26 protein-coding genes are annotated in these 26,294 nt (G+C 72.9%); 10 read left to right on the plus strand and 16 right to left on the minus strand.

What is annotated here, in order from left to right; genetic code table 11:
• Positions 1 to 36 precede the first annotated feature (36 nt).
• Entirely contained in the window at positions 37 to 1,023 is a 987-nt protein-coding gene (locus AIF0345_RS10440; protein ID WP_285297930.1) for a hypothetical protein, read from the plus strand.
• Here the strand turns inward: AIF0345_RS10440 and AIF0345_RS10445 are convergent.
• From AIF0345_RS10445 to AIF0345_RS10455, 3 genes are read right to left on the minus strand one after another with little or no spacing between them, the layout of a single operon-like run.
• Positions 1,008 to 4,061, minus strand: coding sequence for a DEAD/DEAH box helicase family protein (locus tag AIF0345_RS10445; RefSeq protein ID WP_285296122.1), 3,054 nt, complete (start codon positions 4,059 to 4,061; stop codon positions 1,008 to 1,010). The two genes, AIF0345_RS10440 and AIF0345_RS10445, sit on opposite strands and share 16 nt — an antisense overlap.
• Positions 4,051 to 4,323 (minus strand): hypothetical protein, encoded by a 273-nt coding sequence (locus tag AIF0345_RS10450; RefSeq protein WP_285296123.1) that lies wholly within the window; start codon positions 4,321 to 4,323, stop codon positions 4,051 to 4,053. The genes AIF0345_RS10445 and AIF0345_RS10450 overlap by 11 nt, the downstream gene beginning before the upstream one ends.
• A 55-nt stretch (positions 4,324 to 4,378) precedes the next feature.
• Positions 4,379 to 6,205 (minus strand): proline--tRNA ligase, encoded by a 1,827-nt coding sequence (locus AIF0345_RS10455; RefSeq protein ID WP_285296124.1) that lies wholly within the window; start codon positions 6,203 to 6,205, stop codon positions 4,379 to 4,381.
• A gap of 162 nt (positions 6,206 to 6,367) precedes the next feature.
• On the opposite strand from AIF0345_RS10455, the gene AIF0345_RS10460 reads away from it, so the two are divergent.
• On the plus strand, positions 6,368 to 6,601 hold the full coding sequence (locus tag AIF0345_RS10460) for a toxin-antitoxin system HicB family antitoxin (protein WP_043560793.1): 234 nt from the start codon (positions 6,368 to 6,370) through the stop codon (positions 6,599 to 6,601).
• Positions 6,598 to 7,017, plus strand: coding sequence for a TA system VapC family ribonuclease toxin (locus tag AIF0345_RS10465; RefSeq protein WP_268918399.1), 420 nt, complete (start codon positions 6,598 to 6,600; stop codon positions 7,015 to 7,017). The genes AIF0345_RS10460 and AIF0345_RS10465 overlap by 4 nt, the downstream gene beginning before the upstream one ends.
• Positions 7,018 to 7,424: 407 nt before the next feature.
• Here AIF0345_RS10465 and AIF0345_RS10470 read toward each other — a convergent pair whose 3' ends face one another.
• Positions 7,425 to 7,697, minus strand: a complete 273-nt coding sequence (locus tag AIF0345_RS10470) for a DUF4190 domain-containing protein (protein WP_285296125.1) — start codon at positions 7,695 to 7,697, stop codon at positions 7,425 to 7,427.
• A gap of 372 nt (positions 7,698 to 8,069) precedes the next feature.
• Between AIF0345_RS10470 and AIF0345_RS10475 the strand changes: the two genes are divergently transcribed.
• The 5 genes from AIF0345_RS10475 to fni are packed head-to-tail and all read left to right on the plus strand — an operon-like array spanning position 8,070 to position 12,686.
• Positions 8,070 to 8,381, plus strand: coding sequence for a response regulator transcription factor (locus AIF0345_RS10475; RefSeq protein ID WP_285296126.1), 312 nt, complete (start codon positions 8,070 to 8,072; stop codon positions 8,379 to 8,381).
• A gap of 42 nt (positions 8,382 to 8,423) precedes the next feature.
• Positions 8,424 to 9,386, plus strand: coding sequence for a mevalonate kinase (gene mvk / locus AIF0345_RS10480; RefSeq protein WP_285296127.1), 963 nt, complete (start codon positions 8,424 to 8,426; stop codon positions 9,384 to 9,386).
• 20 nt (positions 9,387 to 9,406) lie between these two features.
• Positions 9,407 to 10,441: a diphosphomevalonate decarboxylase gene (gene mvaD, locus AIF0345_RS10485; RefSeq protein ID WP_285296128.1), complete on the plus strand. Its 1,035-nt coding sequence runs from the start codon at positions 9,407 to 9,409 to the stop codon at positions 10,439 to 10,441.
• Positions 10,438 to 11,568, plus strand: coding sequence for a phosphomevalonate kinase (locus AIF0345_RS10490; protein WP_285296129.1), 1,131 nt, complete (start codon positions 10,438 to 10,440; stop codon positions 11,566 to 11,568). The genes mvaD and AIF0345_RS10490 overlap by 4 nt, the downstream gene beginning before the upstream one ends.
• Positions 11,565 to 12,686: a type 2 isopentenyl-diphosphate Delta-isomerase gene (gene fni / locus AIF0345_RS10495; RefSeq protein WP_285296130.1), complete on the plus strand. Its 1,122-nt coding sequence runs from the start codon at positions 11,565 to 11,567 to the stop codon at positions 12,684 to 12,686. The genes AIF0345_RS10490 and fni overlap by 4 nt, the downstream gene beginning before the upstream one ends.
• Before the next feature lie 124 nt (positions 12,687 to 12,810).
• Here the strand turns inward: fni and AIF0345_RS10500 are convergent, their stop codons facing one another.
• The 3 genes from AIF0345_RS10500 to AIF0345_RS10510 form a co-directional block, all read right to left on the minus strand.
• Positions 12,811 to 14,190: a tripartite tricarboxylate transporter permease gene (locus AIF0345_RS10500; RefSeq protein WP_285296131.1), complete on the minus strand. Its 1,380-nt coding sequence runs from the start codon at positions 14,188 to 14,190 to the stop codon at positions 12,811 to 12,813.
• Entirely contained in the window at positions 14,187 to 14,486 is a 300-nt protein-coding gene (locus tag AIF0345_RS10505; protein ID WP_285296132.1) for a hypothetical protein, read from the minus strand. The genes AIF0345_RS10500 and AIF0345_RS10505 overlap by 4 nt, the downstream gene beginning before the upstream one ends.
• A gap of 245 nt (positions 14,487 to 14,731) precedes the next feature.
• Positions 14,732 to 15,166, minus strand: a complete 435-nt coding sequence (locus tag AIF0345_RS10510; RefSeq protein ID WP_285296133.1) for a hypothetical protein — start codon at positions 15,164 to 15,166, stop codon at positions 14,732 to 14,734.
• Positions 15,167 to 15,308: 142 nt separating this feature from the next.
• Between AIF0345_RS10510 and AIF0345_RS10515 the strand changes: the two genes are divergently transcribed.
• Both AIF0345_RS10515 and AIF0345_RS10520 read left to right on the plus strand, forming a co-directional pair.
• A complete protein-coding gene (locus AIF0345_RS10515) occupies positions 15,309 to 15,953 on the plus strand; it encodes a hypothetical protein (RefSeq protein ID WP_285296134.1) in 645 nt (214 codons plus the stop codon).
• Positions 15,950 to 16,258 carry a transcriptional regulator gene (locus AIF0345_RS10520; RefSeq protein ID WP_285296135.1) on the plus strand — a complete coding sequence of 103 codons (309 nt, stop codon included), beginning with the start codon at positions 15,950 to 15,952 and terminating at the stop codon, positions 16,256 to 16,258. The genes AIF0345_RS10515 and AIF0345_RS10520 overlap by 4 nt, the downstream gene beginning before the upstream one ends.
• A gap of 52 nt (positions 16,259 to 16,310) precedes the next feature.
• Here AIF0345_RS10520 and AIF0345_RS10525 read toward each other — a convergent pair whose 3' ends face one another.
• The 9 genes from AIF0345_RS10525 to pyrH all read right to left on the minus strand — a co-directional run bounded on the left by AIF0345_RS10525 (position 16,311) and on the right by pyrH (position 25,672).
• Complete coding sequence (locus AIF0345_RS10525; RefSeq protein WP_285296136.1) at positions 16,311 to 17,267, minus strand: GNAT family N-acetyltransferase; 957 nt, start codon at positions 17,265 to 17,267, stop codon at positions 16,311 to 16,313.
• 39 nt (positions 17,268 to 17,306) lie between these two features.
• Positions 17,307 to 18,488: a flavodoxin-dependent (E)-4-hydroxy-3-methylbut-2-enyl-diphosphate synthase gene (ispG, locus tag AIF0345_RS10530; protein ID WP_043560834.1), complete on the minus strand. Its 1,182-nt coding sequence runs from the start codon at positions 18,486 to 18,488 to the stop codon at positions 17,307 to 17,309.
• A 205-nt stretch (positions 18,489 to 18,693) separates the two neighbouring features.
• Entirely contained in the window at positions 18,694 to 19,992 is a 1,299-nt protein-coding gene (locus AIF0345_RS10535) for a M50 family metallopeptidase (RefSeq protein WP_285296137.1), read from the minus strand.
• 69 nt (positions 19,993 to 20,061) lie between these two features.
• On the minus strand, positions 20,062 to 21,336 hold the full coding sequence (gene dxr, locus AIF0345_RS10540; RefSeq protein WP_285296138.1) for a 1-deoxy-D-xylulose-5-phosphate reductoisomerase: 1,275 nt from the start codon (positions 21,334 to 21,336) through the stop codon (positions 20,062 to 20,064).
• 76 nt (positions 21,337 to 21,412) lie between these two features.
• Positions 21,413 to 21,958: a DivIVA domain-containing protein gene (locus AIF0345_RS10545; RefSeq protein WP_043560838.1), complete on the minus strand. Its 546-nt coding sequence runs from the start codon at positions 21,956 to 21,958 to the stop codon at positions 21,413 to 21,415.
• The gene (rlmN, locus tag AIF0345_RS10550) at positions 21,955 to 23,223 is read right to left on the minus strand and encodes a 23S rRNA (adenine(2503)-C(2))-methyltransferase RlmN (RefSeq protein WP_285296139.1); all 1,269 of its coding nucleotides are present in this window, start codon (positions 23,221 to 23,223) and stop codon (positions 21,955 to 21,957) included. The genes AIF0345_RS10545 and rlmN overlap by 4 nt, the downstream gene beginning before the upstream one ends.
• Positions 23,224 to 23,315: 92 nt before the next feature.
• On the minus strand, positions 23,316 to 24,257 hold the full coding sequence (locus AIF0345_RS10555) for a phosphatidate cytidylyltransferase (protein WP_404976012.1): 942 nt from the start codon (positions 24,255 to 24,257) through the stop codon (positions 23,316 to 23,318).
• Positions 24,258 to 24,315: 58 nt separating this feature from the next.
• A complete protein-coding gene (gene frr / locus AIF0345_RS10560; protein WP_043560844.1) occupies positions 24,316 to 24,873 on the minus strand; it encodes a ribosome recycling factor in 558 nt (185 codons plus the stop codon).
• Between the two features lie 55 nt (positions 24,874 to 24,928).
• Positions 24,929 to 25,672 carry a UMP kinase gene (pyrH, locus tag AIF0345_RS10565; RefSeq protein ID WP_268918412.1) on the minus strand — a complete coding sequence of 248 codons (744 nt, stop codon included), beginning with the start codon at positions 25,670 to 25,672 and terminating at the stop codon, positions 24,929 to 24,931.
• Between the last annotated feature and the right edge of the window lie 622 nt (positions 25,673 to 26,294).

Raw genomic sequence — 26,294 nt, forward strand, 5'->3', positions numbered from 1 at the left:
CCTCATGCTACCTGTCCATGGAAGGATCACTGCGTGATGCGATCGACCTTGCCCTTCCCAGGCCCCGGGCCGGCCCGCATGGATGCCGGCCGGCCCCTGTCCCGGCGGTGGGTGCTGCGCGGCGGAGCGGGCGCCGCGGCGGCGGCGCTGGCGCTGGCCGCCGGCTGCGAGATCCGCTTGGGCTCCGGCGCGCCCGACTCGCTGCCCACGCCGTCGCCGGCCGAGGCGACTCGCGACGCGCTGGCGCGACGGGCCTCCTTGATCGCCTCGACTGCCGACGTGGTCGCCGGCTCCGGCGCGTCCGGCGCCGACACCGCCCAGCGTCTGGCCGACGCAGCGCGCACCCAGCTCGACGCCCTCGGCGGCGTGTGGCAGCCGTGGGTGAGCGCCGCCCCCTCCGGCTACCCGACGGCCTCGCCGGTTCCCACGGCGCCGTCCACCGCCACCGCGGGAGAGCTGGTGACCATGCTGACCGAGGGCGCCACCCAGGCGTCGACAGCCGCCTCCCAGGCCTCCGAGACCGCCGCCGCGCACCTGTACGCCTCTTTGGCCGTCGCGTGGCTGCTGGGGGCGATCTCGCTCGACTCCGGGGCGGTCGAGACCCCCGGGCGCTCCGCCTCGGCGAGCGCGCCCGTGCCGGGACCGGTGCTGCAGGCCTACGACGGCGCGCGCTACGCGCTCCAGGAGGTGGCGGCGCGCTCGGCCGACGACCAGCGCACCCACGCGACCGCGGACGCGGCCTACGCCGGCGGCGTCGTCTCGGCCTCGCTGATGCTGGGGGGGCAGGACACGCGCCTGTCCGCCTACGCGCCCCCGACGCAGGCGGCCGACGACGCCTCGCTCGACGTGACCTGGGCGCGCCAGGCCTGGAGGACCGTCATGGAGGCGGAGGTCGCCGGCGTGGAGGCCGAGGGCGGCGAGGCGACCGCCGGGGCCATCAACGCGGCCGCCAACGCGGCCCGCCGGGCGCAGGCGTGGGGCACGACGGTCGAAGAGTCCCTGCCCGGCTACGCCTCGTCCTGACCGGCCCGGCCGCCCCGGCCGGGCGGGCCCGCCGGACCTGCTGGGCCGGGCGGTTCGGCCGGGCCGCCGGGGGTCTCGATCCAGCGGCGGGCGCGTCGCACGGTGACGCGTCGGTGCGCGCCTGCGCCGCGGCCGGCCAGGAGCGCCTCGGCATCGCCGCCGTCGCGCACCAGGCGCACCCGGCAGGGGCCGACGTGACGTCTCCAGGCCTCCGCGAAGAACCTCATGGCGGCCCGCGAGGCCGCCAGCGCCGTGGGCACGGGAAGGTGCAGGCTGCGCCCCGCGCCCCAGGCGCCACGGGCGGCCAGGCGCCCGAGCGCCCGCCGCACGGGCCCCAGGCGGTCGGGCCGTCCGGACCGGGCGAGCGTCAGGGGCGCGGCCTCCAGCACGAATCGGGGCCGGCGCCGCGGCGGGGCCAGCAGCTCGGCCAGGGCGTCGGCGAAGCGGGCGCTCGCCGCGCCGTCGACGCCGTCCAGGCCGAGGACCACGTCGTCCGCGGTGCTCGCAGCGGGGCCGCTGCCGGCGCCCATCCGCTCGTTCCCGGTCAGGACGAGCAGGTCGCCCGCCCCCGCGGGCGCCCCGTCGCGCGCGCCCAGAGCGGTCAGGACCGCCCTCGCGGCGCCGGTCCAGAAGACCGTGGGGGTGCCGCGGCGCAGCAGGCCGGCGCGGGCACGGATGTGGACGACCTCCAGGGCGCGCCCCGTCCTGCTCGGCGTCCCGGGTGTCGGACTGCTCGGCGCGCCGAGTGCCCAGCGGCGCCGCTCCGCCTGCCGGTCGCCGAGCCCGGCCAGGGTCGCGGTGTTGAGGGCGGCGACCTCGTCGGGCGCGGCGCCAGCGGCGAGGCGGTCCAGGGCGCGGCGCTGGGACGGGCTCAGGACGCCGGCCAGGCCGGTCTCGATCACCGGCGCCGCCCGCTCGGGCTCCCCGGCCGCCTGCTGGGGCTCGGGCTCCGGCAGGGCGACCGCCCAGATGCGGTCGGCCTTGCGGCGCAGGCGGTCGAGGTCGGTGGTGGAGCGCAGCCGGGAGCCGGCCGGCATCAGGCAGGCGACGGACCAGTTGTGGGCGACCTTGCCGGGCCAGGCCGTATCCAGGCGGATGGTGCGTCCGCGCAGCTGCTGGACGGCCGCGGCGGTGGTGACGGTGGTCAGGTCCACCAGGGTGTTGACGGCGGGGCAGTCCCACCCCTCCCCCAGCAGGCCGCGGGTACCGACGACGAGGCGCACGGCGCCGGAGGCGACGAGCCCGCCCACCGCGAGCACGAGGTCGGCGCTGCGCGCTGCGCTGCCGTCCACGGTCAGGGACCAGCCGTCGTCGTGGTCGGGCAGCTCCAGGCCGGTGCGGGCGCGCAGGCGTTCCAGGAGCTCCTCGTCGCCGTGGGCCAGGCGCAGGTGGGAGGCGGTGAGCAGGACGGGGTGCAGGCCGCGCAGAGCCGTATCGGTCAGGATCGCGCTGAAGCAGCGCACGGCTCCGCCCGCCGCGCCGGGGCCGTCTGCACCATCGGAACCGCCGGCGCCCACCAGGACGTCGAGGGCCCGGTGGGGCGCGGAGTGCTCGGCGGCGTCGGTGACGACCACGGCGCGCAGCCGCTCCCCCAGCGCGTCCAGCTCGTGGCGCAGGATGTTGATGACGGCGACGTCCTTGGCCCGGGAGGCGGCGGTGATGACGTCGAGGGGCGAACGGCCGGTGCGGATCCCGGAGTCGGTCAGGTGCAGCCCGAAGCCGCGCAGGGTCTGGCGCATGTCGTCCCACTCGTCGCGGCGGGCGGGGTCGGGCAGGAGGCGGTCCAGGGCGTAGCGGGCCAGCAGCCGCAGCTCCTCTGCGGCGTCGAGGGTGTCGAGCTCGGGCAGGAGCGGGGCGAGGAGCACGCTGAGGGGGGTGGGGGTGTAGTCGCGCGTGCGGCGCAGGAGGGCCCCGGCCGACGCGGCGAGATCTGGGTCGGTCTCGAAGCCGGCGGCCAGGGCGCGCATCAAGAGCGGGTCGTCGGGGGCGAGCGGCCTCCCGGGGCGTCCGGCGCCTTCGGCCGGGTCGTCGGGCGCGAGGGCGTCGGCGCCCAGGCCCGGGGCGACGACTCCGAGGAGGTAGTCGATACCATCGGGCGCGAGGAGGTACTGGGCGGTGCGGTGGCGCAGTTCGGCACCGGCGGTGGTCAGGAAGGAGGTCTCCTCGGGCGTGGGCAGGGTGAACCAGGCCAGGGGCCGGTAGGGGGCCAGGTGCCCGGATCGTACGACGGCGGGCACGGGCACCTCGGCGTCGACCTCGCCCAGCAGGGCGTGGTAGCGCCGCCAGGAGCGGTCCTCGCTGCTGGGCTCGGTGGCGGTCAGGCCGATGAGGGTGGGCGCGGCGCCCGCGGCTGCGAGACGGCGACGCAGGTAGTGGACGACGACGGCCCAGTGGGCGCGCAGGTGGTGGCACTCGTCCAGGACGATCGTGGCCACGCCTGCGGCGACGAGCGCGTCCAGGCGCTCGCGCGCCCCGGAGGCCAGCAGCGCGGCGACGGCGTCGTCGTCGAGCTCGTCAACGCGGGCGCGGACGGCGGCGGCGCGCGAGCGCAGGCCGCGCGCGTAGGCGGCGGGGTTGCCCGCGGCGAGGGCGTCGAGCCAGGCGCCGGCCCGGGCCGGGGTGCGCCCGTCGCGCATGAGGTCGTCCAGCCACCGCTCCCGGGCGGCCGCCTCCCAGGGGCCGGCGGCGTCGACCACCGACAGGGCCTGGTAGGTCAGGACGGTCAGGTCCGCGGGCTCCTCCCCCGCCTCGGGGGCGCGGTCGGCGACGGCGGGCGCGCCGCCGCCGGGGGTGCGCAGGAACCGGGCGGCCTGCTCGGCCCACTGGGCGCGGATGACGGTGGTGGGCGCCAGGACCAGGGCGCGGCGCCCGTTGCGGACTGCCAAGGCCAGGCCGAGCACGGTCTTGCCGGCGCCGGGCGGGGCGACCAGGTGGAGGGCGGCGCCGTCGTCGGGGGTCACGCGAGCCAGGAGGTCGGCCTGGTAGCCGCGCAGCGGGACGACCAGGCGCCAGGGGGTGAGCGGACGCTCAGCGGTCATGGCGGCGGCACCGCTCGGCCCCCGGCTCGGCCGGCCCGGCATCGGGAGCGACGTCGATGAGGAGCTCCTCGCTCTGGCGCTGGGCGACCGTGTGCACGTGGGCGGGGTTGAAGACGTCCTCGACGGCGCCCAGGACGGCGCCGCGGGGGTCGGGCCTGCGACGGCGCCAGTAGATCCAGCCGCGGCCCTCCATCCACAGGCAGAGCCGGTCCACCGCCAGGAGGACGGCGGCGACGGCCGTCGCCGCGAGAAGCAGTCGCACAGCCGCAGTATGCCAGGGCGGCGGGACCGGGGCGGGGCCGCCGCACGGCTCCGGCTCAGGGGCGGGCGAGGGCCTCGCGCACGACGGCGACGATCTCGCCGGCGGCCTCGGCGGCGGGCACGCTGCGCCTCTCGCCGCTGCGGCGGTCGCGGACCTCGACCGTGCCCTGCCTGGCCAGGTCGCGCCCGACGACGACGGTGTAGGGCACGCCCAGCAGCTCGGAGTCGGCGAACTTCACGCCCGCGGAGACCCTGCGGCGGTCGTCGTAGAGGACCTCGATGCCTGCGGTGTCGAGCTCCTCCCCCAGGGCGGCGGCGGTGTCGAAGATGGCGTCGTCCTTGCCGGTGGCCAGGACCTGGACGTGGTAGGGGGCGACCCGTATGGGCCAGGCGAGCCCCCGCTCGTCGTGGTTGGCCTCGGCCAGGGCGGCCATGACCCGGCTGACCCCGATGCCGTAGGAGCCCATGGTGACCACGCGCGCCTTGCCGTTCTCATCCAGGACGCTCAGCCCCAGCGCCTCGGAGTACTTCCGGCCCAGGGCGAAGATGTGGCCGATCTCAATGCCTCGGGCCAGCTCCAGGGGGCCCGAGCCGTCAGGGGCCGGGTCGCCGGCGCGGATCTCGGCGGCCTCGATGGTGCCGTCGGCGCTGAAGTCGCGGCCCTTGACCAGGTGGAGGACGTGCTTCCTGGGCTCGTTGGCGCCGGTGACCCAGCTGGTGCCGTCCACGACGCGGGGGTCGAGCAGGTAGCGCACAGAACCGGTGAGGCGCTCGACGCCGTCCTCATCGGTCTCGATGCGCCGAAGGGGCGAGTTGGGGCCGATGGCGGTGGGGCCGATGTAGCCGCGCACGAGCTCGGGGTGGCCGGCGAAGTCCTCCTCGGCGGCCATGTCGACCTCGGCGGGGGCGACGGCGGCCTCGAGCCGCCTCATGTCGACCTCGCGGTCCCCGGGCAGGCCCACGACGAGCAGCTCCTTGGAGCCGTCCGGATGGGTCAGGGCGACCACGACGTTCTTGAGCGTGTCGGCGGCGGTCCACGCCCGGCCGTCGGGGCGGGGGTAGCGCTCGTTGCACAGCGCCACGAGGGTCTCGATGGTGGGGGTGTCGGGGGTGTCGACCACGCGGGCGGGCGGCTCGGCGCTCGCGTCCACGGGCTCGGGGGCGAGGGTGACGACGGCCTCGGCGTTGGCGGCGTAGCCGCCGGCGGAGCGCACGAAGGTGTCCTCGCCGATCGGCGAGGGGTGGAGGAACTCCTCGGAGTGGGATCCGCCCATGGCGCCGGCCATGGCGTTGACCGGGACGTAGTCCAGGCCCAGGCGGGCGAAGATCCGCTCGTAGGCGTCGCGGTGCAGGCGGTAGGAGGCCTCCAGCCCGGCGTCGTCCATGTCGAAGGAGTAGGAGTCCTTCATGACGAACTCGCGGCCGCGGATGAGGCCGGCGCGCGGGCGGGCCTCGTCGCGGTACTTGGTCTGGATCTGGTAGATGACCGCGGGCAGGTCCTTGTAGGAGGAGTACATGTCCTTGACCAGGAGGGTGAACATCTCCTCGTGGGTGGGCGCCAGGAGGTAGTCGTTGTCCCTGCGGTCGGTCAGGGTGAACAGGGTGGGGCCGTACTGCTGCCAGCGCCCGCTCGCCTTGTAGGGGTCGGCGGACAGCAGCGCGGGGAAGTGGACCTCCTGGGCGCCGATGGCGTCCATCTCCTCGCGCACGATCCCCTCGATCTTGCGCAGGGTGCGCAGGCCCAGCGGCAGCCAGGTGTAGATGCCGGGGGCGGCGCGGCGTATGTAGCAGGCGCGCACGAGGAGCCTGTGGCCGGCGACCTCGGCGTCGGCCGGGTCCTCGCGCAGCGTCCGGATGAAGGAGGTGGAGAGTCGGTGCAGCACGGGCACATGGTACGTGCTGCGCATGCGCCTGACAGCCGCGTGCGCGGCGGCCGGGCCCGTGGTCGGGCCGCACCGCGTGGCCCCAGCCGTCACCGGGCCATGGTCCGGCGCGGACGCGATGCGAAACTGGTGCATCATATGTTGATGCGCTAGTCTAGCATCATGCGCACCACGGTTGATCTTCCTCCGGCGCTCCACCACCGGATCTCCCGGGCCGCCGCAGCGCACGGAGTATCGCTGTCGGCCATGATCAGCGAGCTGACCGCCCTAGGACTCGAGCAGTCCGGGGCCGAGGAGGAGATCGGCACGAGCCCCGTCACCGGTCTTCCCCAGCTGCGTGCGGGACGGCCCGTCACCGCCGAGGAGATCAATGACTTCCTCGCGGAGAGCGAATGAGCATCCATCTCGTCGACGCCAATGTCCTCATCGCTCTGCTCGTCCCCGACCACCAGCACCACAGTGCGGCGGAGTCCTGGATGGACGGGCTGGAGGACGCGGACCTGATCGCCTCGGATCCGGCGGTGGAGGGTGCTCTCACCCGGTACGCGGTGCGGATCGGGCACTCCGCCGCTCAGGTGCAGCGCACGCTGCGCCGGGTGCACGAGATCGCCCGATGGCGGTTCTGGCCCGATGACCTTCCCTATGCGGACTCCGACCTGAGCACGGTGCGCGGGCACCGGCAGGTCACCGATTCCTATCTCGCCTCCCTGGCCCGCCATCACGGCGGACGCCTGGTCACCTTCGACCGGGCCCTGGCAGCCCGGTTCCCCGACGTCGTCGATCTGATCGGGTCGGGACATCCCGGGAAGTAGGGATGGGGAGGGCTGGTCATTCATGGCCTGCCGCCGACCGCACCCAGGGCGCCTCACGGCGAAGGCCGGAGGGGCAGGGATTTCGGCCAGATGCAGGAGCTTCGGTCGGGCGCAGGGGTCGTGCGCCCGATGCGGGACTCCCGCCACCCGCCTGAGGCACGGAACCTCTGCTTCAGGACGAGCCCCCGATTCGGGCCGCGCGGGCTCGGCAACGGCCCGGCGTCAACCAGTGCCGGCCCGCGGAAACGCGAGAAGCGAGCAACCCATGAGGCTTATTCAGCAACAGGCCGCCCTGGGCCACTGCCTGGGCTGCCTCAGCCTGAGAATCGAGTGTGATAATCCAATTCTCTCGCGAGACGGCCGATGCTCTTACTAACGACACGAACAACCCATCATGAATAACACCCTTACATCTGCACCTGCGCCAGCACCACGATGAGCGCGCCGACGAAACCGATCACCCCGCAGATAATTCCTGCCGTACCCATGCCCCGATTCTTGGCAAGCCCCTGGTCAGCAGCCGCCTGGGCCTGAAGCCCCAGGACGATGGCGATAATCCCGAAGATCATCCCGCAGCACAGGAGGCTGACCACCCCCAGGCCCAGCGCCCAGTTCCCGAGGTAGTTCTTCTCGTCGCTCGGATAATACCGATCCGAGCGATAGCCCCCGGGATAGCTCACTGGACCCCCATCATGCCCTCCATCAGGAACAGGCTCCTCGTCGATCCCCGTACCGTATCTCCATGTCGGTCATCAGGAGCGCCCTGGCGGTACTGTATTGCCACAATCCACAGAAACGGACCGGGGAAGAGAGCCGCCGCCGTTGCGGAAAGCCCACTACAGCCCCTAGTCGCAACGCTACCCGGATGAGAGCATAGGCGAGCAGTCATTCCGGATGATGGAACAACCCATCGCCGGCGCAGCCTCGTCGAGGCTTGCCCACAGAAATCTTTCCGCCTCGTGCCTGCGCATCTCAGACCCCGTTGCTGCTGGGCAGTGAATAGCGGCCACCGCCATGAAGGCGCCATCACGCCAGGCACCCGGACCACGACCGTGCGTGAGCGCGAGGTGGCGATCCTGGCGGCGCAGGGCCTGGTCAACAGCGAGATCGCGGACCGCCTGGGGATCGGGGCGGCCACGGTCAAGACCCATGTCTCGGCACTGCCGGAGAAGTTCCAGGTCAGGAACCGGGCGCAGCTCGCAGTAGCTGCGGCAGACCGGCTGACGCCCCTCCTGAACCGGGTCCCGTCCGTCGTCGGGCTCGTATCGGACTCATCGCGCCCTGCTGGTACATCCCTGCCGCAGCACCGGGCGACAGGTGACCGACGCCTGATTGCAGAGCCGGAAGCGAGCCATTTAACCTGACCCGGATCATCACAGCCCACTGGGCCGCAACCAAGGAAGCGTATGGACAGGCACTCCCCCACCCACGAGGGCCACGGCCGCACCTGGGCGAAGGCCATCCTCCTGGGTGAGCACTCCGTCGTCTACGGGCACCCCGCCGTGGCCATGCCGCTGCACGACCTTCAGATGCGGGCAACCGCCGCACCGGTGACTGGGCCCTCGATGCTGCGCGGCCTGGACTACTCCGGTCCCATGGACGCCAGCGGGCCGGGCTTCGCCTGCGTCGTGCGCGCCTTCGAGGCGGCCCGCGAGCTCTCGGGCTGCCTGGAGCAGCCCTTTGAGGTGACCACCAGAAGCGACTTCCCCCATGAGCGCGGGATGGGGTCGTCGGCCGCTGCTGCGGGCGCCGTCATCCGCGCCGTCCTGGACGCCTGCGGGCGTGCGGCCTCCACGGATGAGCTGTTCGCCCTGACTCAGATGGCCGAGCAGGTCGCCCATGGCAGGCCCTCCGGGCTGGATGCCGCGGCCACCAGCTCCCCCTGCCCCATCCGCTTCCAGGGCGGCCAGATGCAGCCGCTCACCCAGCGCATCCAGGACGCCCGCCTCGTCATCGCCGACTCCGGCGTCCACGGCAGCACCCGCGAGGCCGTCGGAGGCCTGCGCGAGCGCTACGAGGAGGATCCCGACGGCGTCGGCCCGCTCATCGCCGCTCTCGGCAGGCTCGCGCAGGTCGGCATCGCGGCGCTGGACGGCGGCGACGCGCAGGCCCTGGGATCGGCGATGAACCGTGCCCATGAGGTGCTGGCGCAGCTGGAGCTGAGCCTGCCGGTCCTGGACCGGCTCACGGCAGCCGCCCGCGACGCCGGGGCCCTCGGCGCCAAGCTCACCGGCGGCGGGCTCGGCGGGTGCGTGATCGCGCTCGCCGACGGCGAGGAGGCGGCAGGCCGCATCCGCGGCGCCTTGGAGAGTGCGGGAGCGCCGGCCGCATGGATCTACCAGATGCGCACCAGTGAGGTGAGTCAGTGACGTCCCCGCAATCCCCGGCAATGCCATCGAGGCCCGCAGCATCCACCGCGACGGCGAGCGCGAACACGAACATCGCGCTCATCAAGTACTGGGGCAAGGCGGACGAGTCGCTGATGATCCCCACCACCTCGAGCCTGTCCCTGACCCTCGATGACACCTGGACCACCACCACGGTCTCCTTCGACGGAGGCTCGGGCGACGCTGACGCGGTGAGGATCAACGGCTCCGCCCCCAACGGGACGGCGCTGGCCCGGGTGACCCGCTTCCTCGACCTCGTGCGCGAGCGCTCCGGCATCGCGCAGCGGGCGAGCGTGGACTCCACCAGCACGGTGCCGTTGGCGGCCGGCCTGGCCAGCTCCGCGGCCGGCTTCGCGGCGCTGGCCGCGGCGGCCTCGCGGGCAGCTGGGATGGACCTGGACGGCCGCGCCCTGTCCCGGCTCGCCCGACGCGGCTCCGGCTCGGCGGCGCGCTCCGTGTTCGGCGGGCTGGTGCTGTGGAACGCCGGGGGTGACGACGCCGCCTCCTACGCCGAGCCCATCAAGGGCGCCATCGAGGGCGCCGACGAGGAGACCGCTGGGAGCGGCCTGGACCCGGCCATGGTCGTCGTCGTGCTCTCCGGGGCGCGCAAGACGATCTCCAGCACGCAGGCCATGCGCCGGACCATGGCCGCCTCGCCGCTCTACCCCGCCTGGGTGGAGGCGAGCCGCGAGGACCTGCGCGCCGCCCTGGAGGCGGTTCGCTCAGGGGACCTTGCGCGCCTGGGCGAGGTGGCCGAGGCCAACGCCCTGGGCATGCACGCCTCGATGATGGCCGCGCGCCCCGCGATCATGTACTGGCTGCCGCGGACGGTCGAGGTGCTGCACACGATCCGCGCCATGCGCCAGGACGGCCTGCCCGCCTGGGCCACCATTGATGCCGGCCCGAACGTGAAGGTCCTGACCCGGGGCAGCAGCGCCGAGCAGGTCGCGACCGCGCTGCGCGAGAGCGTCCCCGGCGCAGCGGTGTCGGTCAGGCGCCCCGGCGCCGGTGTGCGATTCGAGGAGGCCTCCCGGTGATCTCGCAGAGCGCCCCCGGGAAGCTGTATATCGCCGGAGAGTACGCCGTCGTCGAGCCCGGGCACCAGGCGGTGCTGGTGGCCGTCGACCGCTTCATCACGGTGCGGATCACGGAGGCAGAGGATGGCGGCTCCGCCGACCCCACCGGCCATATCAGCTCCACCCTGTACGAGACGCAGTCCCTGACCTGGTACCGGCGCCCCGAGGACGGGGTGGTGATGGTCGACAAGCAGTTCGACGACTACGTGGTCTCCGCGATCCGCATGGTGGAGCAGATGGTGCGCGAGGCCGGGGGCCCGCTGCGCTACTTCGACCTGTACGTCTCCAGCGAGCTCGACGACGGCAGCGGGCGCAAGCTCGGCCTGGGCTCCTCCTCGGCGGTCACCGTCGCCACGGTGCGCGCCGTGGCCAGGTTCTACGGCCTCGTCCTGGATGACATGGCCGTCTACAAGCTGGCGCTGCTGGCCACGGATGCCGTCCAGCCCATCGGCTCCGGGGGCGATATCGCGGCCAGCTCCTTCACCGGATGGGTCGCCTACACCTCCCCCGACCGCGCGTGGCTGCACCAGGTGAGCGGGGCCCCGGGTACGGGCAGTAGCCCAGGGGGGTCAGCGGGGCTGAGCGAGCTGGTGCGGATGGACTGGCCGCTGCTCAGCATCCGGCGCCTGCCCGCCCCAGGCCTGCGCCTGAGCGTGGGATGGACCGGCAGCCCCGCCTCCACCCCGCGGCTGGTGGCCGACGTCCAGGCCCACACGCGCGGGGCGCAGGACGCCGCCTACACCGCGTTCCTCCGGGAGAGCGAGGCCTGCCTGAGCGCCCTGACCCTGGCGCTCCGAGAGGACGACGCCCAGGAGACCGGGCTCCGAATCCAGGAGGGGCGCCGTCTCCTGTCGGGTCTGAGCCGCACCAGCGGGATCACCATCGAGACCTCGCAGCTGCGCCGCCTGGTGGAGATCGCCCAGGAGCACGGAGCAGTGGCCAAGAGTTCGGGTGCCGGCGGCGGGGACTGCGGCATCGCGCTGTGCCCGCCCGGGACCGATGTGGCCGCCATGCACGCGGCCTGGGAGTCGGCGGGTATCCAGCCTCTGGACTTGCGCGTCCACTCCCACAGCGGAGACGACTCATGAGCAGCACGGGCATGAGCGCCGCAGGGCCCGCCGAGGAGCAAGCTCGCGCCTCGCGCAAGGACGAGCACCTGGACCTGGCCGTGCGCCTTCATGGCACGGACCGGCCCAACGCCTTCGACGACGTCTCTTTCATGCACCACGGCCTGCCTGGAACGTCCGCCGACTCGACCGACATCAGCACGAGCGTGTGCGGCGCACGCTGGCCGGTCCCCTTTTACATCAACGCGATGACCGGGGGCACGAGCGCCACTGCGGCGATCAACACGGACCTGGCGCGCGCTGCCGCCGACGCGAGCGTCGCGATCGCCTGCGGCTCCCAGCACATCGCCCTTCGGGAGGCCGAGCGCGCCGACGGCTTTAAGGTCATCCGCCGCGAGGCGCCGGACGCCTTCGTACTGGCGAACGTGGGCCCCACGGTGTCCCCGGACCTGGCGCTGCGGGCCGTGGAGATGATCGGAGCCAACGCCCTGCAGGTGCACGTGAATGCCGCCCAGGAGCTGGTCATGCCCGAGGGCGACCGGGACTTCCGGGACTGGGACGAGCGCATCGCCTCCATCACCGCTGCCGTGCCCGTACCGGTGATCGTCAAGGAGGTCGGCTTCGGGCTCTCACGGCGCACGATCGCGACCCTCGTGCGCACCGGCGTCGCCGCCGTCGACGTGGCCGGCGCCGGGGGCACCGACTTCATCACGATCGAGAACGAGCGGCGTGCTGGCCGGGAGTACTCCTACCTGACCGGCTGGGGGCAGTCGGCGGTGCTGTGCCTCCTGGAGTCACTGAGCGGCCGTCTGGACGGCCGAGAGCCCATCGGGCTGCCGGTACTGGCCTCCGGGGGCGTGCGCCACCCGCTCGACGTCGTGCGAGCGCTCGCCCTGGGGGCCCGCGCCGTCGGCATCTCGGGACACTTCCTGCGCACCCTGGTCGACCACGGCACGAGCGGGCTGCGGCGCGAGCTGAGGACGTGGACCGACCACGTGCGCACCCTCATGACCCTGCTGGGCGCACCCGACGTCGAGCAGCTGCGCCGCACCGACGTGCTGGTCACAGGAGACACGGCGGAGAAGGCGCGCCTGCTCGGCGTGGAGCTGGAGGCTCTCTCCCGCCGCTCGGAGCGGTAGGCGGACAACCAGCTGCATATCGCCTACTACGCCGGTCTGCCTCTTACCGTACGAGCACGAGGAGCGTAGTAAGGGGAAAAGGAGCGTAGCAAGAGGATGGCGCACGGACCGATCCGGCTGCGGCTCAGGCCGGGGCGGCCAGCGTCGCCAGCGCCTTGACGATGCCGGGTGCGGCGTACAGCGTCATGAACTGCACGCCGTAGTTGACCCCGAGGCGGTTGAGCGCCCCGCACACCACGCCGATGAGCAGCACGCCGAAGATATTCGGGACGCCGGCGTCGATGTAGGCCAGCAGCAGGACGAATGCCACGAACAGCGCCAGCACCGCCTCGTGCGGGATGCGCCGCACGACGAAGTAGGTGATCTGCGAGGACCAGCGCACGGCGATGATGTAGGTGATCGCAACGGAGACCAGCGCGCCCAGGGCGACGGCCGCGATGAAGCCGGGCACCTGCAGCTGGTAGTGCAGGTTGTTGTGGTTATCCAGGTCGTAAACGGGTGGCGCCTCGAACAGCGGCATCGCGGGCCCGGCGGACACGCCCGAGACGGGGAAGCCCAGCGCGACCAGCGGGATGATGACGCCGGCCAGGTAGGTCGAGTGCGTCAGCGCGCTCATGACGGTGACGGCGCGCTGGGAGCGGCGCACCCGGTCCTCCTTCTGGCGCGACGCCGTGGCCTCCCCCAGCAGGAATGTCAGGCCCACAGGGCTGAGCATGAACAGGGGCGTGGAGAGCGCCGCCATGGCGGCGCTCCACCATCCCTCGGACCGGGTGATCAGGCGGCCCGGCATCAGCCTGTGGGACTCGAACCCGGAGCGCAGGAGCGCAGTCCTCGTGCGTCCTCCGTGAGGCAGAGCCGCACGGCGCCCGGGGTTGAGCAGCTCCAGGAGAGTGACGAGCATGGGGCCCACCGTGATCCCCAGGAAGAAGGAGATGCTCACCTTCTTGTCATCGGTAATGATGTGGGTCATGCGGTAGAGCGCGGGCAGGGCCTCGAACATGAGAGCCAGCGGGATGATCGACACCAGTGCGAGGACCCGGTTCTTCCCGAGCAGCGCCAGGAGCACCGCGCAGGCCGCCAGGATCACGGGGGTATGGGCCTTGATCGGCTCGGCGAAGCGTGCGAGCAGCCCCGCCAGGGCGAAGCTCAGGGGGATGGAGATCGCGGTGCCGATGGTCGAGCCGACCGCCATCTTGCGGATCGTGTCCGAGGCCAGGCCCTTGCCGCGCAGGAGCACGGAGTGATCCATCAGCGGGGCCGACATCACCCCGCCGGGCAGCCCGACCAGCGCCGTGGGTATGCCGTTCATGAGGTTGAGCGTGACGACCGCCGAGACGAAGAAGGCGAGCACCACCTGCGGCGGGGCGCCGGCCAGCACCAGGGCCAGGGTGACGGGAGCGAGCACGCTCGTCTCGTCGGTGCCCGGGATGAAGCCGATGAAGGTGTACAGGACGACGGCGCCGAGCACCGCCGTCAGCATCATGAGAATAAGCTCGGGAGTCACTCGGCACCGCCCTCACCGGAGGCGGCGCAGTCCTTCCTGCCGGCCTCATCGACGATATCGACCTCGCGCTTGGGAGCCACCAGGAAGCAGTTCACAATGAATCCGACGACGGACGCCCCCAGCCCCCAGAAAAGTGTTTGCCCGCCGACTCTCGAGGAAATCATGACCGCTGCGACGGCGCATGCCACCGCCACCAGTAAGCAGATCACAAGGTCCTTGGGCGAGACGAGGTCATTCCAGACCTCAACATTCTGACGCTCCGTGCCCTCGGAGCCGGCTTCGGGTACATCACGCACGGTCGGTGATGCTATGCGAGTCCCCTTGCACGCACTATATGCTGTTCGCCATGGCCCCGCCGACGCCCGAAGGCGTGGCGGCGCGCCGCGACGTCGTCGAGCGCCTCAGCACTCCCCGTCCGGGTCCGCGCCCGCGGGGGCCTGGTCGCCGGGAGGGGGCAGTAGCCCCGCCTCCCTGGATCTCCGGAGGTACTCCACGTGCAGGCCGTCCAGCGCCTCGGGCACGCCGCCCCTCTCCATCTCCGTCAGGGCGTGCTGCCCGGTCGAGGGGTCGGGCACCGGTCCCACGGCCACATGAAGTCGGCGAAAAGGATGAAGACATAGTCGTGTACGGAGTTCTTGACCCTCGTCCGCATCGGGAGAAAAGCGAGCGTCTGCTCCCAGGGGATGAAGCCCACGGAGCTGAGAGTCGTACGGACGACAATGCCGTCGTCATCGATCACCAGGGCGGGGCCTCGGCTCAGGCGGACGATCCCGGCAATGACGGCCACCGCGAGAAGGAGCAGAGCCGCGCACAGCGCACCGAGAGCCAGGGTGATCACCGCTGAGACCGGGTTCGAGCGGTCGTAGAAGAGCCAGAGGTACACGCCGCCGAGGGCGCCGAGAGCACTGACCAGGATCATGGCGGCGGCCGTCTGGCAGAGCCTCCACGGCCTGTGCCGGATGACGAGCGCTTCCACGTCCCCATGCTGCCACGCAGTCGCCCGCAGCAGGGCCCGATACGGCGAAGAGGACCGCTCCGGGTTTGCGGACGGGGCCGGCCGGCATAGAATGAGCCCGCAAGTTTGTTACACAAACTACTTTGGTTATGGAGGACCTTATATGAGCGCCGGCACCCCCCTCGATCCGCGCGCCGCCCTCGAGACGATCAGCGAGCAGCAGGCCGCCCTCCGGCGGCGCGTCCTCATCCGCTCCTCCCCTCTGCTGGCCGCCGGCCTGGCCTGGCTCATCGGCTACGGCGCCGGGTGGCTCAGCATCCGCCCCGACTACACCATGCCGACGCCCGTGTGGGTGGTCTACTTCGGCTGCCTCGCCGCAGCCGGCGCCTACACCTGCACCTATATCGTCCGCCGTGCGCGCGGGGTGCGCGGCGCCTCCAACCGGGCCGGCGTCCGCTACGCCATCGCCTGGGCGGGGGGATTCGTCCTCGGCCTGGTCGTCATGGGCCGGACCGGGGCCTTCCTCGCCTCCCTGGGGACGCCGGAGGCGGCGGAGACGGGCATGATCCTGGGCAACGCCGTGCCCTGCCTCATTATCGGCACCCTCTTCGTGGCCTGCGCCGCCATCTGGGACGAGCCCGTCATGGCGTGGGTCGGCGGCTGGCTCCTCGCGGTCACCACCGCGGCCACCCTCGTCGGCGGGACCGGCCTGTGGGCGATCATGTCCCTGGCGGGCGGCGGCGGCGCGCTCGTCGCGGCGGCCGTTGACGCGCTCCGCACCCGGGCCGTGGGGAGGGCGGCGCGATGAGCACCGACGCCCCGCTCGACCCGGTCATCCACGCCCAGGCCAGGCTCCGCATTATGGCGACCCTGGCGGGCCTGCCCCGGGGCGATGAGATGGTCTTCCCCCGACTGCGCGAGCTGCTCGGCATGACGGCCGGGAACCTGTCCACCCACCTGAGCAGGCTGGAGCAGGCCGGGTACGTGTCCCAGTCCAAGGCCTTCGCGGGGCGCACCCCTGCCACCTACCTCGCACTCACCTCCAGGGGGCGCGCGGCCTTCGAGGAGTACACCCGTGCGCTGCGGGCCGTGCTCGAGGCCGCCGGGCAGTGAGCTCGGGGCGGCGCCCGGACCGCCCCCGCCCCTTGCGCCGCGATCGGCAGTGCTAGAGCAGGATGGTCGCGAAGGTCCCGGTCCGCTCGAAGCCCAGCCGACCGTACAGGCGCAGGGCGGCGGCGTTGAAGTCGTTGACGTACAGGCTCACGGCGCCCTCGGCGCGCATGTGGTCCCGACGCACGGCATCGACGGCGGCAGCCAGCGCCGCTGTGGCGATGCCCCGGCCGCGCAGGTCATCGCGGGTCCACACCCCGGTCAGTTGGACAACCGTGCCCGTGGGGGCGTCCCACACCGCGCCGACGTCGGTCTTGAAGGCCACCAGCGCCGGTCCTCCCGGACGTGCAGGCCGCCCCTCGCCGTCGTCGAGGAGCACGTAGCTGCGTCCGGTGGCCACCAGCCAGGCCACGTGCCGCGCGTAGGATCCGCCCGCCGCCGTCGGGTCGTAGCCGAGCTCGCCGGAGAACATGGCCACCGACGCGGGCAGCACCAGGTCCGTCTCGGTCGAGCTCGCGGCGTGCAGGCCCTCGACCGCCCACCGCAGGGCGGGACGGCGCCCGAGGACCGCCTCGGCCAGGCCGCCGGCGGGCGTCGGCGCCACGAGCAGCGGCTGTATCCACCGCTCCTCGCGGGCGTGCAGGCCGTCGGCCGCCAGCGGCCCCCAGACCGCCTCGACGTCCTGGGCCGGTCCCGTCAGCGAGCCGTGGCGGACCAGGCGCAGCCGCGCATGGTCGGCCACGGCGCGGGCCCCGGCCGACCCGACGCCGTCGTGCCCGAGTCCGGGGCGCGCCGCCAGGCCGAAGGGCATGAGCGAGCCGGTCGCCCACGCCCCGGCCGCAGGCCGGCCCGGGCGCCCCAGGACCACGACGTCGCCGTTGCCCCACCGGTCCCACCGGCACAGCTGGTGGGCCAGGGCCACGGCTCCGACGGGGTCGAGGGCGCACAGACGCAGCAGCCCGTCACGCTGGTGCGGGCCGATGGCGCTCAGGCGGTGGCCGAAGAAGCTCACGGTGGCATCGCAGCGGGCCGGCGGGCCCCGGTAGCGGCATCAGGCACTGGTGACGACGCTGGGAGACGTCCCCGCCAGGGCGGCCTCACCGAGCTCGGCGCGCATCTGGTCGGCCATTGTCTGGGCGTGCTCGAGGAGGGTCTCGACGACCCGGCTCTCCGGGACGGTCTCGACGACCTTGCCGCGCACGAAGATCTGCCCCTTGCCGTTGCCGGATGCGCAGCCGAGATCGGCCTCGCGGGCCTCGCCGGGGCCGTTGACCACGCAGCCCATGACGGCCACCCGCAGGGGGGCGGTGATCTGCTTGAGCCCGCTCTCGACCTCCTCGGCGAGCGTCCACACATCCACCTGGGCGCGCCCGCACGAGGGGCACGAGACGATCTCGAGCCTGCGCTCGCGCAGCCCCATGAACTCCAGCAGCTTGGTGCCGACCTTGACCTCCTCCACCGGCGGGGCGGACAGGGAGACGCGTATGGTGTCGCCGATGCCCTGGGCGAGCAGGGTGCCGAAGGCCGCGCAGGACTTGATGGTGCCCTGGAAGGCGGGGCCGGCCTCGGTCACCCCCAGGTGCAGGGGCCAGTCGCCCTTCTCCGAGAGCAGCTGGTAGGCCTGGACCATGGTGACCACGTCGTGGTGCTTGACGGAGATCTTGAAGTCGTGGAAGCCGCACTCCTCGAACAGGCTCGCCTCCCAGGTCGCGGACTCCACGAGGGCCTCCGGCGTGGCCCTGCCGTACTTCTTGAGCAGGCGCCGGTCCAGGGAGCCCGCGTTGACGCCGATGCGCAGGGAGACGCCGTGGTCGGAGGCGGCCCTGCAGATCTCGGCGACCTGGTCGTCGAACTTGCGGATGTTGCCCGGGTTGACGCGCACGGCGCCGCAGCCGGCCTCGATGGCGGCGAAGACGTACTTGGGCTTGAAGTGGATGTCCGCGATCACGGGGATGCGGGACTGCTTGGCGATGACGGGCAGCGCGTCGGCGTCCTTGTCGGTGGGACAGGCCACGCGCACGATGTCGCAGCCGGAGGCCGTCAGCTCGGCGATCTGCTGGAGGGTCGCGCCGATGTCGTGGGTCTTGGTCGTGGTCATCGACTGGACCGTGATGGGGGCGTCCCCCCCGACGTGGAGATCCCCCACCCTGATCTTGCGGGTGGGCCTGCGAGGCGCCAGGACGGGTCTCTCCTCGCGGACGGTGGGGATACCAAGGGCGATGGCGTCAGTCACGCGCTCAAGTATGGACCCGATGACAGTCCGTCAGCCACACGTGGAGGGCCCCTGTGGCACGGGTCCCGCGGCAGTGGGCGCCGCCTCAGCGCCCTCGTCATCCTGTGCCGAGGCGGGCGGCGACGGCGGCCGGCGGGCGCCCCGGACCGATCTGGACGCGGAAGTGAACCGATCTCGGCGAAGGGGGCTGCCGCCGCGGCGGGACTCAGAACGGCGCGACGATATCGACCCAGATGAGCACCAGCGCCATCATGATGAGGGCGACCAGCACGACCTGCCCCACCGGCAGCATGCGGGCGGTGTCCACCGGGCCGGGGTCGGGGCGCCCGCGCCGGCGCGCCCAGGCGCGCCTGAGGCCCTCCCAGCAGGCGCCCGCGACGTGCCCGCCGTCCAGAGGCAGCAGCGGCACCAGGTTGAAGGCGAACAGGGCGAGGTTCAGCGAGCCCAGCAGGCTCAGCATGGAGGACAGGCGCGCCGAGAAGGGGACCTCGCCGGTGCCCACGCCCGCGCTGGAGACCTCGCCCGCGATCCGGCCCACGCCCACCAGGGAGACCAGGCCGTCGGCGCTGCGCTGCTCCGCCCCCAGGCCCGCGGCCACGGAGTGGTAGAGGCCGACCGGCAGGGTGAAGATCGCCTTGAGGGTCTGCCCCACCGCGAGGGCGACCGCCCCGGGGACCCGACTGAGCGGCACCCGCACCATGCCCAGTGCCGGACCGATGCCGACGTAGGGCCGCAGCTCGGTGGAGGTGCTCCCGTCGGAGGCGGTGACGGTGCGCTCGACCTCGACGGGGGTCACGCTCAGGGTCACCGTGGCCCCGTCCCGGCGCACGACGACGTCGGCCGGCCCGGTGCCGCCGGAGCGGATGGCCCTCTGGACGTCCTCCCAGGCGGGGGTGGGGGCGCCGTCCCAGGAGACGATCTCGTCGCCCGCCTCCAGGCCCGCGGCCACCGCGGGCGAGGCGGCGTCCGTGGCGCACTCGGGGCCGCCGGAGGCGTCGGCGTCGATACTGGCCGGGACGCAGGGCGCCACCGAGGAGACCGTGGAGGTGTAGGTGTACTGCCCGACCGCGCCCAGGGCCAGCACGAGGCAGACGACACCCAGGGCCAGGTTGGTCAGGATGCCGCCCGCCATCACCACGAGCTTGCGCGGCACGCTCAACCGGTAGAAGGCCCGGTGCTGCTCGTCGGGGCCCAGCTCCTCGAGGGACTCCTGGCGGGCGTCGGCCACCATGGAGCCGGGCCTGTCCGGGTGGCCGGGGCGGGCCGGGGGCAGCATGCCCAGCAGCCTGACGTAGCCGCCCAGCCAGATCGCCTTGACGCCGTACTCGGTCTCGCCGCGGCGGATGGACCACACGCGCGGCCCGAAGCCGATGAAGTACTCGGGCACCTTCACGCCGAATCGTTTGGCGGGGATCATGTGCCCCAGCTCGTGGAGGGCGACCGACACAGCGACCCCCGCGATGAGGACGATAATGCCGAGGATGTAGGCGAGGGTCTGGCTCACGGGCGGCTCCTGGTGCGTTAGGTACGGGCGAGGTCGGTGGGTGTCGGGCGGCGGCTCGGCGCGAGCGCCTCAGCGGTCCGAGCGGGAGGCGATGAGCTCGTCGGCACGCCGGCGCGCCCAGGTCTCGGCGGCCAGGACGTCCTCCAGGCCCGGGGGAGCGCCGGGGGCGCCGTCGTGCTCCTCCACGACGGCGGCGTCGATCTGGACGATGTCGGCCCATCTCAGCCGGCCGGCCAGGAAGGCGTCCACGGCCTGCTCGTTGGCGGCGTTGAGGACGGCCGGGTGGGTCGCGGAGGACGCCACCGCGCTGCGGGCCAGGTCGACGGCGGGGAAGGTCCCGGCGTCCAGAGGCTCGAAGGTCCAGGCGGTCGGCTCGTCCCACCGGTTGGGGGCCACCAGCCCGGACAGGTCGGGGCGCGCCGGCCAGGTCAGGCCCAGGGCGATGGGCAGGCGCATGTCGGGCGGCGAGGCCTGGGCGATGGTGGCGCCGTCAACGAACTCGACCATGGAGTGGACGACGGACTGCGGGTGGACGACGACGGCGATGTCGGCGGGGGCGACGTCGAACAGGAGGTGGGCCTCAATGAGCTCCAGGCCCTTGTTGACCAGGGTGGAGGAGTTGACGGTGACGACGGGCCCCATCGCCCAGGTGGGGTGCGCCAGGGCCTGCTCGGCGGTGACGCCGGCGAGGTCGGCGCGCGTGCGGCCGCGGAAGGGGCCGCCGGAGGCGGTGAGCACCAGGCGGCGGACCTCGCTGCGCCCGGTGACCACGGGGCTGGTCAGCCCCCTCTCGTGGCGGCCGGAGGCCAGGGCCTGGGCGATGGCGGAGTGCTCGGAGTCCACCGGGACGACCTGCCCGGGCCGGCGCGCGGCGCTCCTGACCAGGGCGCCGCCCACGACGAGGGACTCCTTGTTGGCCAGGGCCAGGCGCGCGCCGCTCTCCAGCGCGGCCAGGGTCGGGCGCAGGCCGACCGAGCCGGTGATCCCGTTCAGGACGGTGTCGTGGGGCCCCAGCCCCGCCCGGGCGACGAGCTCGACCGGGGCGTCGGGGCCGGTGAGGATCTCGGTGACTGGGTCGGGCCGGCCCAGGCGGTCGGCCGCCGCGGACAGGGCCGTGCGCACGCGCGCGCCCAGGCCCGCCTCGCGGGCGGAGACCGCGAGGCGCGGCACCGCGAAGGTCACGGCCTGCTCGGCCAGCTCGGCCAGGCGGGCGCCCCCGGCCGCCAGCCCCGCGACCCGGGGCGCCGGCCCCGCGGCGCCCAGGCGGGTGACGACATCCAGGGCCTGGGTCCCGATGGAGCCGGTGGACCCCAGCACGACGACCCGGGCGGGTTCGTGGCTCATGCGTACTCCTTCCTGGTCGCGGCGGCCGCGGAGGGCCCTCGCGTCGTAGCGGGCTCGCGCCCCGTCTCCCGGCGCCTCACTCGACGGACAGCAGGACCTCGACGACGCGGGCGAGGTAGCGGTCCACGCTCCTCTCGTCGTAGGCGGCGTCCCGCTTGGCCGCGGAGAAGGTGGCCGTGCGTACCTCGGTGGAGGACAGGGCGGTGGCCGCGTCGAAGTAGGTGGCGACGCGGTCCATGAGCCGATCGACCTCGACCTTGGAGTACCCGTGCTTGTGGGCGGGGGCGAAGCGCGACCCGTGGGGCCGCAGCAGCCGCGGGTAGAGGGTGGTGGCCAGCTGGGCGACCTCCTCCATCCAGGCCTTGCGGCCCCGCTCGGCCACGAAGTCGGCCCGGCGGCGCTGCAGGAAGGCGGCCTCGAGCCGGTCCAGGGCGGCGTCGACGGCGGCCGGCTTGTAGCCGCCGCGCACAATGTCGAAGGCGACGGTGCGCACGCCCTCGGAGTCCATCTCGTCGAGCTCGCCGGCATCGTAGATCTCGTGAGCGGTGGCGAAGTACCCCTCAACCTGCTCGCGGCGGTAGCCCTGCCGGAACAAGCCCACTCTCGGGAACATGTCGCTCATGTCCTGGCCCTTTCCTGGTGGAGCACCTCAGTGGCCAACTGGCCGCAGGCGCCGTCAATATCACTGCCACGAGTATCGCGCACCGTCGTCGTGATACCGGAGCGCCGCAGCGTGTCAACGAAGAGATCCTGCACGTCCGCCTCCGAGCAGGTCCAGATGGACCCCGGCGTCGGGTTGAGCGGAATGGGGTTGACGTGCGCCCATCCGCGGCCGCGCGCGTTCAGCTCGTCGGCCAGGAGGCGGGCGCGCCAGGCGTGGTCGTTCATGTCCTTGATGAGGGCGTACTCGATGGATACGCGCCGTCCGGTCGCCCGGAAGTAGCCGTGGGCGGCGTCGAGCAGCTCGCCGACCTTCCACCTGGAGTTGACGGGGATGAGCTCGTCGCGCAGCTCGTCGTCGGGGGCGTGCAGGGACACCGCCAGCGTCACGGGCACCCCCTCGGTCGCAAGCCTGCGGATCAGGGGCACCAGGCCGACCGTGGAGACGGTGATCGCGCGGGCGGACAGCCCGAACCCCTCGGGTGAGGGGTCGATGAGCCGGTGCAGGGCGGCGACGACGTTCCTGTAGTTGATCATCGGCTCGCCCATGCCCATGAAGACGACGTTGGACAGGCGTGCGGGGCCGCCGGTGAGCGTCCCGGCCGCCGAGGCCTGCGCGGCGTGGCGCACCTGCTCGACGATCTCGGCCGCCGACAGGTTGCGTGTCAGCCCCATCTGGCCGGTGGCGCAGAAGGGGCAGGCCATGCCGCAGCCGGCCTGCGAGGACACGCACAGGGTGGTGCGGTCCCTGTACCGCATGAGGACGGACTCCACGCGCACCCCGTCGTGCAGCTCCCACAGGTGCTTGATGGTGCGTCCGCCGTCGGCGCGCAGGGCACGGACCCTGTGGATGAGGTCGGGCAGGAGCTCGGCGGCCAGCTGGTCGCGCTGCCCGGCGGGCAGGTCGGTCATGTCGGAGGCCTCGCGCGTGAAGCGGGTGAAGTAGTGACGCGAGAGCTGGTCGGCGCGGAAGGCGGGCAGGCCCGCCCGCCTCAGGACGTCCCTGCGGCCCGCCAGGTCGAGGTCGGCCAGGTGCCGGGGGGCCCTGCCCCGCGCCGGGGGCACCGCGAAGGACAGGCGGGGGCGCGCGTCGGGGCTGGCGGCGCCCTCCGGCGGCTGGTCGGTGGGCCGCACCTGAGCCCGCCCCGCCTCGGGGGCCGTCGGCCCGCGTCCGATCGCCACGGGCGTGGGCCGGGGCCTGCGGCCGCGGTCGTGTAGGGGGCTCACGGGTTGGGGACTCCTCTCAAGGACGGACGGTGCGGATGGGATCGGAACAGGGTGGGTCAGGATGGGCTCAGAACACATCATGCGGACGGGCTCTAGCGGGCCGGCCAATGGACGATCAGGGAGAAGACGTAGACGACGGGGGCGGCCACGAGGATCGAGTCGAGGCGGTCCATGATCCCGCCGTGACCCGGCAGCAGGGTGCCCATGTCCTTCAGGCCGAGGTCCCGCTTGAGCAGGGACTCACCCAGGTCCCCCAGGGTGGACACGACGACGATCGTGGCGCCCAGGACGGCGCCCGCCCACCAGGGTCCGCCCAGGGCCCACAGGCAGAGCGCACCGGCGCACACGGCGGCGATCAGGGAGCCGGCGAAGCCCTCCCAGGACTTCTTGGGCGACACGCTCGGCGCCATGGGGTGCCTGCCGAAGGTGATGCCCGCCAGCCATCCGCCGGTGTCGTTGGCCACGGGCAGGGCGATGAGCGTGAGGACCTTGCCGACGCCCTGGTCCTGGGCGGCGACCAGGACGGCGAAGCTGGCGAGGAACGGCAGGTAGGTCGCGGCGAACACGGAGGCGGAGGCCTCCACCGAGCGGGAGCGCCGCACGGCGTCGTGCTCGTCGGTGCGCGGGACCAGCTGGTCGGGGGCCTCCAGGTCGGTCCCCGACTCGGCCTCCGCCTGGTCCATGAAGCACCACAGCACGCAGGCGCCCGCGGTGGCGAGGTAGGCGCCGAGGGCGGCCTCGGCGCCGATGGTCCAGGCGCACACGACCATCCCCAGGGAGCCGAGCCACAGGGGCGCCAGGGGCAGGCGGATGCCCTTGCGGGCGAAGGCGCCGGCGAGCTCCCACAGGGCGCCGCAGACGGCGATGACCACGACCCCGGTGAACACGACCTTGTAGAAGAGCAGAGAGGCCAGAACGGCGCCGATCAGGACGGCCGCCACCCCGATGGCGGCGGGGAGGTTGCGCCCTGCCCGCCCGGTGGCGGGCAGAGGGGGGCGGTTGCGCGTCGGCGGCGGGGTCAGCAGCGTGCTCAGCAAGGTCACAGAAGATGGTCTCGTCGATCTCCGAAAAGCGGTCGGTGCGGGCGGCGGCTCAGACGTCGAGAAGCTCGGCCTCCTTGGCGGTCAGCGCGCTGTCGATGGCCTCGACGAAGCGCTTGGTCAGGGCGTCGAGCTCGGACTCGGCGCGCATGACATCGTCCTCGCCGGCCTCCCCGGCCCTCTTGATGGCCTCGAGCTCCTTCTTGGACCTGCCGCGGACGCCGCGCACCTGGACGCGGGACTCCTCGGCGCGGCTGCGGGCGAGCTTGACGTAGTCCCTGCGCCGCTCCTCGGTCAGGGCGGGCAGGGTCACACGGATGATCGTGCCGTCGTCGGTCGGGTTGACGCCGAGGTCGGACTCGCGGATGGCGGTGGTGATGGCCTTCATCGCGGAGCGGTCGAAGGGGCTGACGATGACGGTGCGCGCCTCGGGGATGGTGATCGAGGCGAGCTGCTGGAGCGGGGTGGGGGCCCCGTAGTAGTCGACCAGGATCGGGGTGAACATGGCGGGGTTGGCGCGACCGGTGCGGATGGAGGCGAGCTCGTGCTTGGCGGCCTCGAGAGCCTTGTCCATCTTGTCCTCGGCCTCGAGCATGACGTCGTCGATCATGGTTCTTCCTTCGGTGGTGGGCTGGTGGTGGTCGGTTCGTGGGGCGGGTGCGGCCTCAGTCCCGTGTGACGAGAGTACCGATGTGCTCACCCAGCAGGGCGCGGGTGATATTGCCGCCCTCGCCCATGCCGAAGACGCGCATGGTCAGGCCGTTGTCGCGGCACAGGGCGAAGGCGGAGGCGTCGACGACCTTGAGCCCCTCGGCCAGGGCGCGCTCGTAGGTCAGGTGGCTGAGCAGCCGCGCCGACGGGTTCTTGCGCGGGTCCGCGGTGTAGACGCCGTCGACGCCGTTCTTGCCCACCAGGAGCTCGTCGCAGCGGGTCTCCAGCGCCCGCTGGGCCGAGACGGTGTCGGTGGAGAAGTAGGGCAGGCCCGCTCCAGCGCCGAAGATGACGACCCGCCCCTTCTCCAGATGGCGGATGGCGCGCAGCGGGACGTAGGCCTCGGCGACCTGGGTCATGGCGATCGCCGACTGGACGCGCGCGGGCACCCCGGCCTTCTCGATGAAGTCCTGCAGCGCCAGGGCGTTCATGACGGTGCCGAGCATGCCCATGTAGTCGGCGCGGTCGCGGGCCATGCCGCTCTGGGAGAGCTCGGCTCCGCGGAAGAAGTTGCCCCCGCCGACGACGACCGCCACCTGGACACCGGTGAGCACCGCCTCGGCGATCTGGCGGGCGGCGTCGGAGACGACGTCGGGGTCCAGGCCCACCGCGCCCCCGCCGAACACCTCTCCGGAGAGCTTCAGCAGGACGCGGCGCGGGGCGGCCGGGGGCTCGGAGGGCGTCGGCTGAACGGTCATAAGTGATGTCTCCTGGTTGTGCGTCCGATGATCATGCTGGGGCGTGCGGGAGTACTGAGGGCGAGCCTACCCGGTGTCACGGGACCGCCTCCCGCTCGCGCGAGGTCTGCTCGATAACGAAAGCGCCATCGGGCCCGACTTCCGCATTGAGTATGCCCGCGCCTCTCGGGCGCGTCCATGGGCGCTCCTCCCCGGCGGCCCGGCGGGGCACCGGGCGGGACGGCGCCGGGGCGCTGCAGGCGCCAGCCGGGCGGGATGCCGGTATGCACGGGTCCGGCCGGCCCACCGCGGGCGCGGCGGGCCGGCCGGACCCGAATGGCTCAGGCGCCGACGCGGAAGCGGACGAAGCCGGTGAGAGAGCCGCCGGCTGCCTTGGTATCCACGGTATCCACGGCATCCATCACCTCCATGCGCCGCCTGGCCCACACGCTCACCGACGACACCGCCTGGCCCACACGCTCACCGACGACACCGACTGCCCGGCCCTGGACGACGCCGCCTAAAAGAACACCGCGCCACAGGACTTGACCCTCACAGCGCGGAGAGGTATGGTCTATATCATACCTTCGGCGTCTGGACAACAACACTGGAAAGGAGGTATAGGCTGCGGTCGCCCCAGAGT

This window comes from Actinomyces israelii (assembly GCF_030253495.1).
GTDB lineage: Bacteria > Actinomycetota > Actinomycetes > Actinomycetales > Actinomycetaceae > Actinomyces > Actinomyces israelii.

Bases quoted from the DNA above. Each gene is read 5' to 3' on its own strand.
- AIF0345_RS10440 (WP_285297930.1), top strand. From the start codon at position 37: ATGCGATCGACCTTGCCCTTCCCAGGCCCCGGGCCGGCCCGCATGGAT.
- AIF0345_RS10445 (WP_285296122.1), bottom strand. From the start codon at position 4,061: ATGACCGCTGAGCGTCCGCTCACCCCCTGGCGCCTGGTCGTCCCGCTG.
- AIF0345_RS10460 (WP_043560793.1), top strand. From the start codon at position 6,368: ATGCGCACCACGGTTGATCTTCCTCCGGCGCTCCACCACCGGATCTCC.
- AIF0345_RS10465 (WP_268918399.1), top strand. From the start codon at position 6,598: ATGAGCATCCATCTCGTCGACGCCAATGTCCTCATCGCTCTGCTCGTC.
- mvk (WP_285296127.1), top strand. From the start codon at position 8,424: ATGGACAGGCACTCCCCCACCCACGAGGGCCACGGCCGCACCTGGGCG.
- mvaD (WP_285296128.1), top strand. From the start codon at position 9,407: ATGCCATCGAGGCCCGCAGCATCCACCGCGACGGCGAGCGCGAACACG.
- fni (WP_285296130.1), top strand. From the start codon at position 11,565: ATGAGCAGCACGGGCATGAGCGCCGCAGGGCCCGCCGAGGAGCAAGCT.
- AIF0345_RS10515 (WP_285296134.1), top strand. From the start codon at position 15,309: ATGAGCGCCGGCACCCCCCTCGATCCGCGCGCCGCCCTCGAGACGATC.
- AIF0345_RS10520 (WP_285296135.1), top strand. From the start codon at position 15,950: ATGAGCACCGACGCCCCGCTCGACCCGGTCATCCACGCCCAGGCCAGG.
- dxr (WP_285296138.1), bottom strand. From the start codon at position 21,336: ATGAGCCACGAACCCGCCCGGGTCGTCGTGCTGGGGTCCACCGGCTCC.
- AIF0345_RS10545 (WP_043560838.1), bottom strand. From the start codon at position 21,958: ATGAGCGACATGTTCCCGAGAGTGGGCTTGTTCCGGCAGGGCTACCGC.
- frr (WP_043560844.1), bottom strand. From the start codon at position 24,873: ATGATCGACGACGTCATGCTCGAGGCCGAGGACAAGATGGACAAGGCT.
- pyrH (WP_268918412.1), bottom strand. From the start codon at position 25,672: ATGACCGTTCAGCCGACGCCCTCCGAGCCCCCGGCCGCCCCGCGCCGC.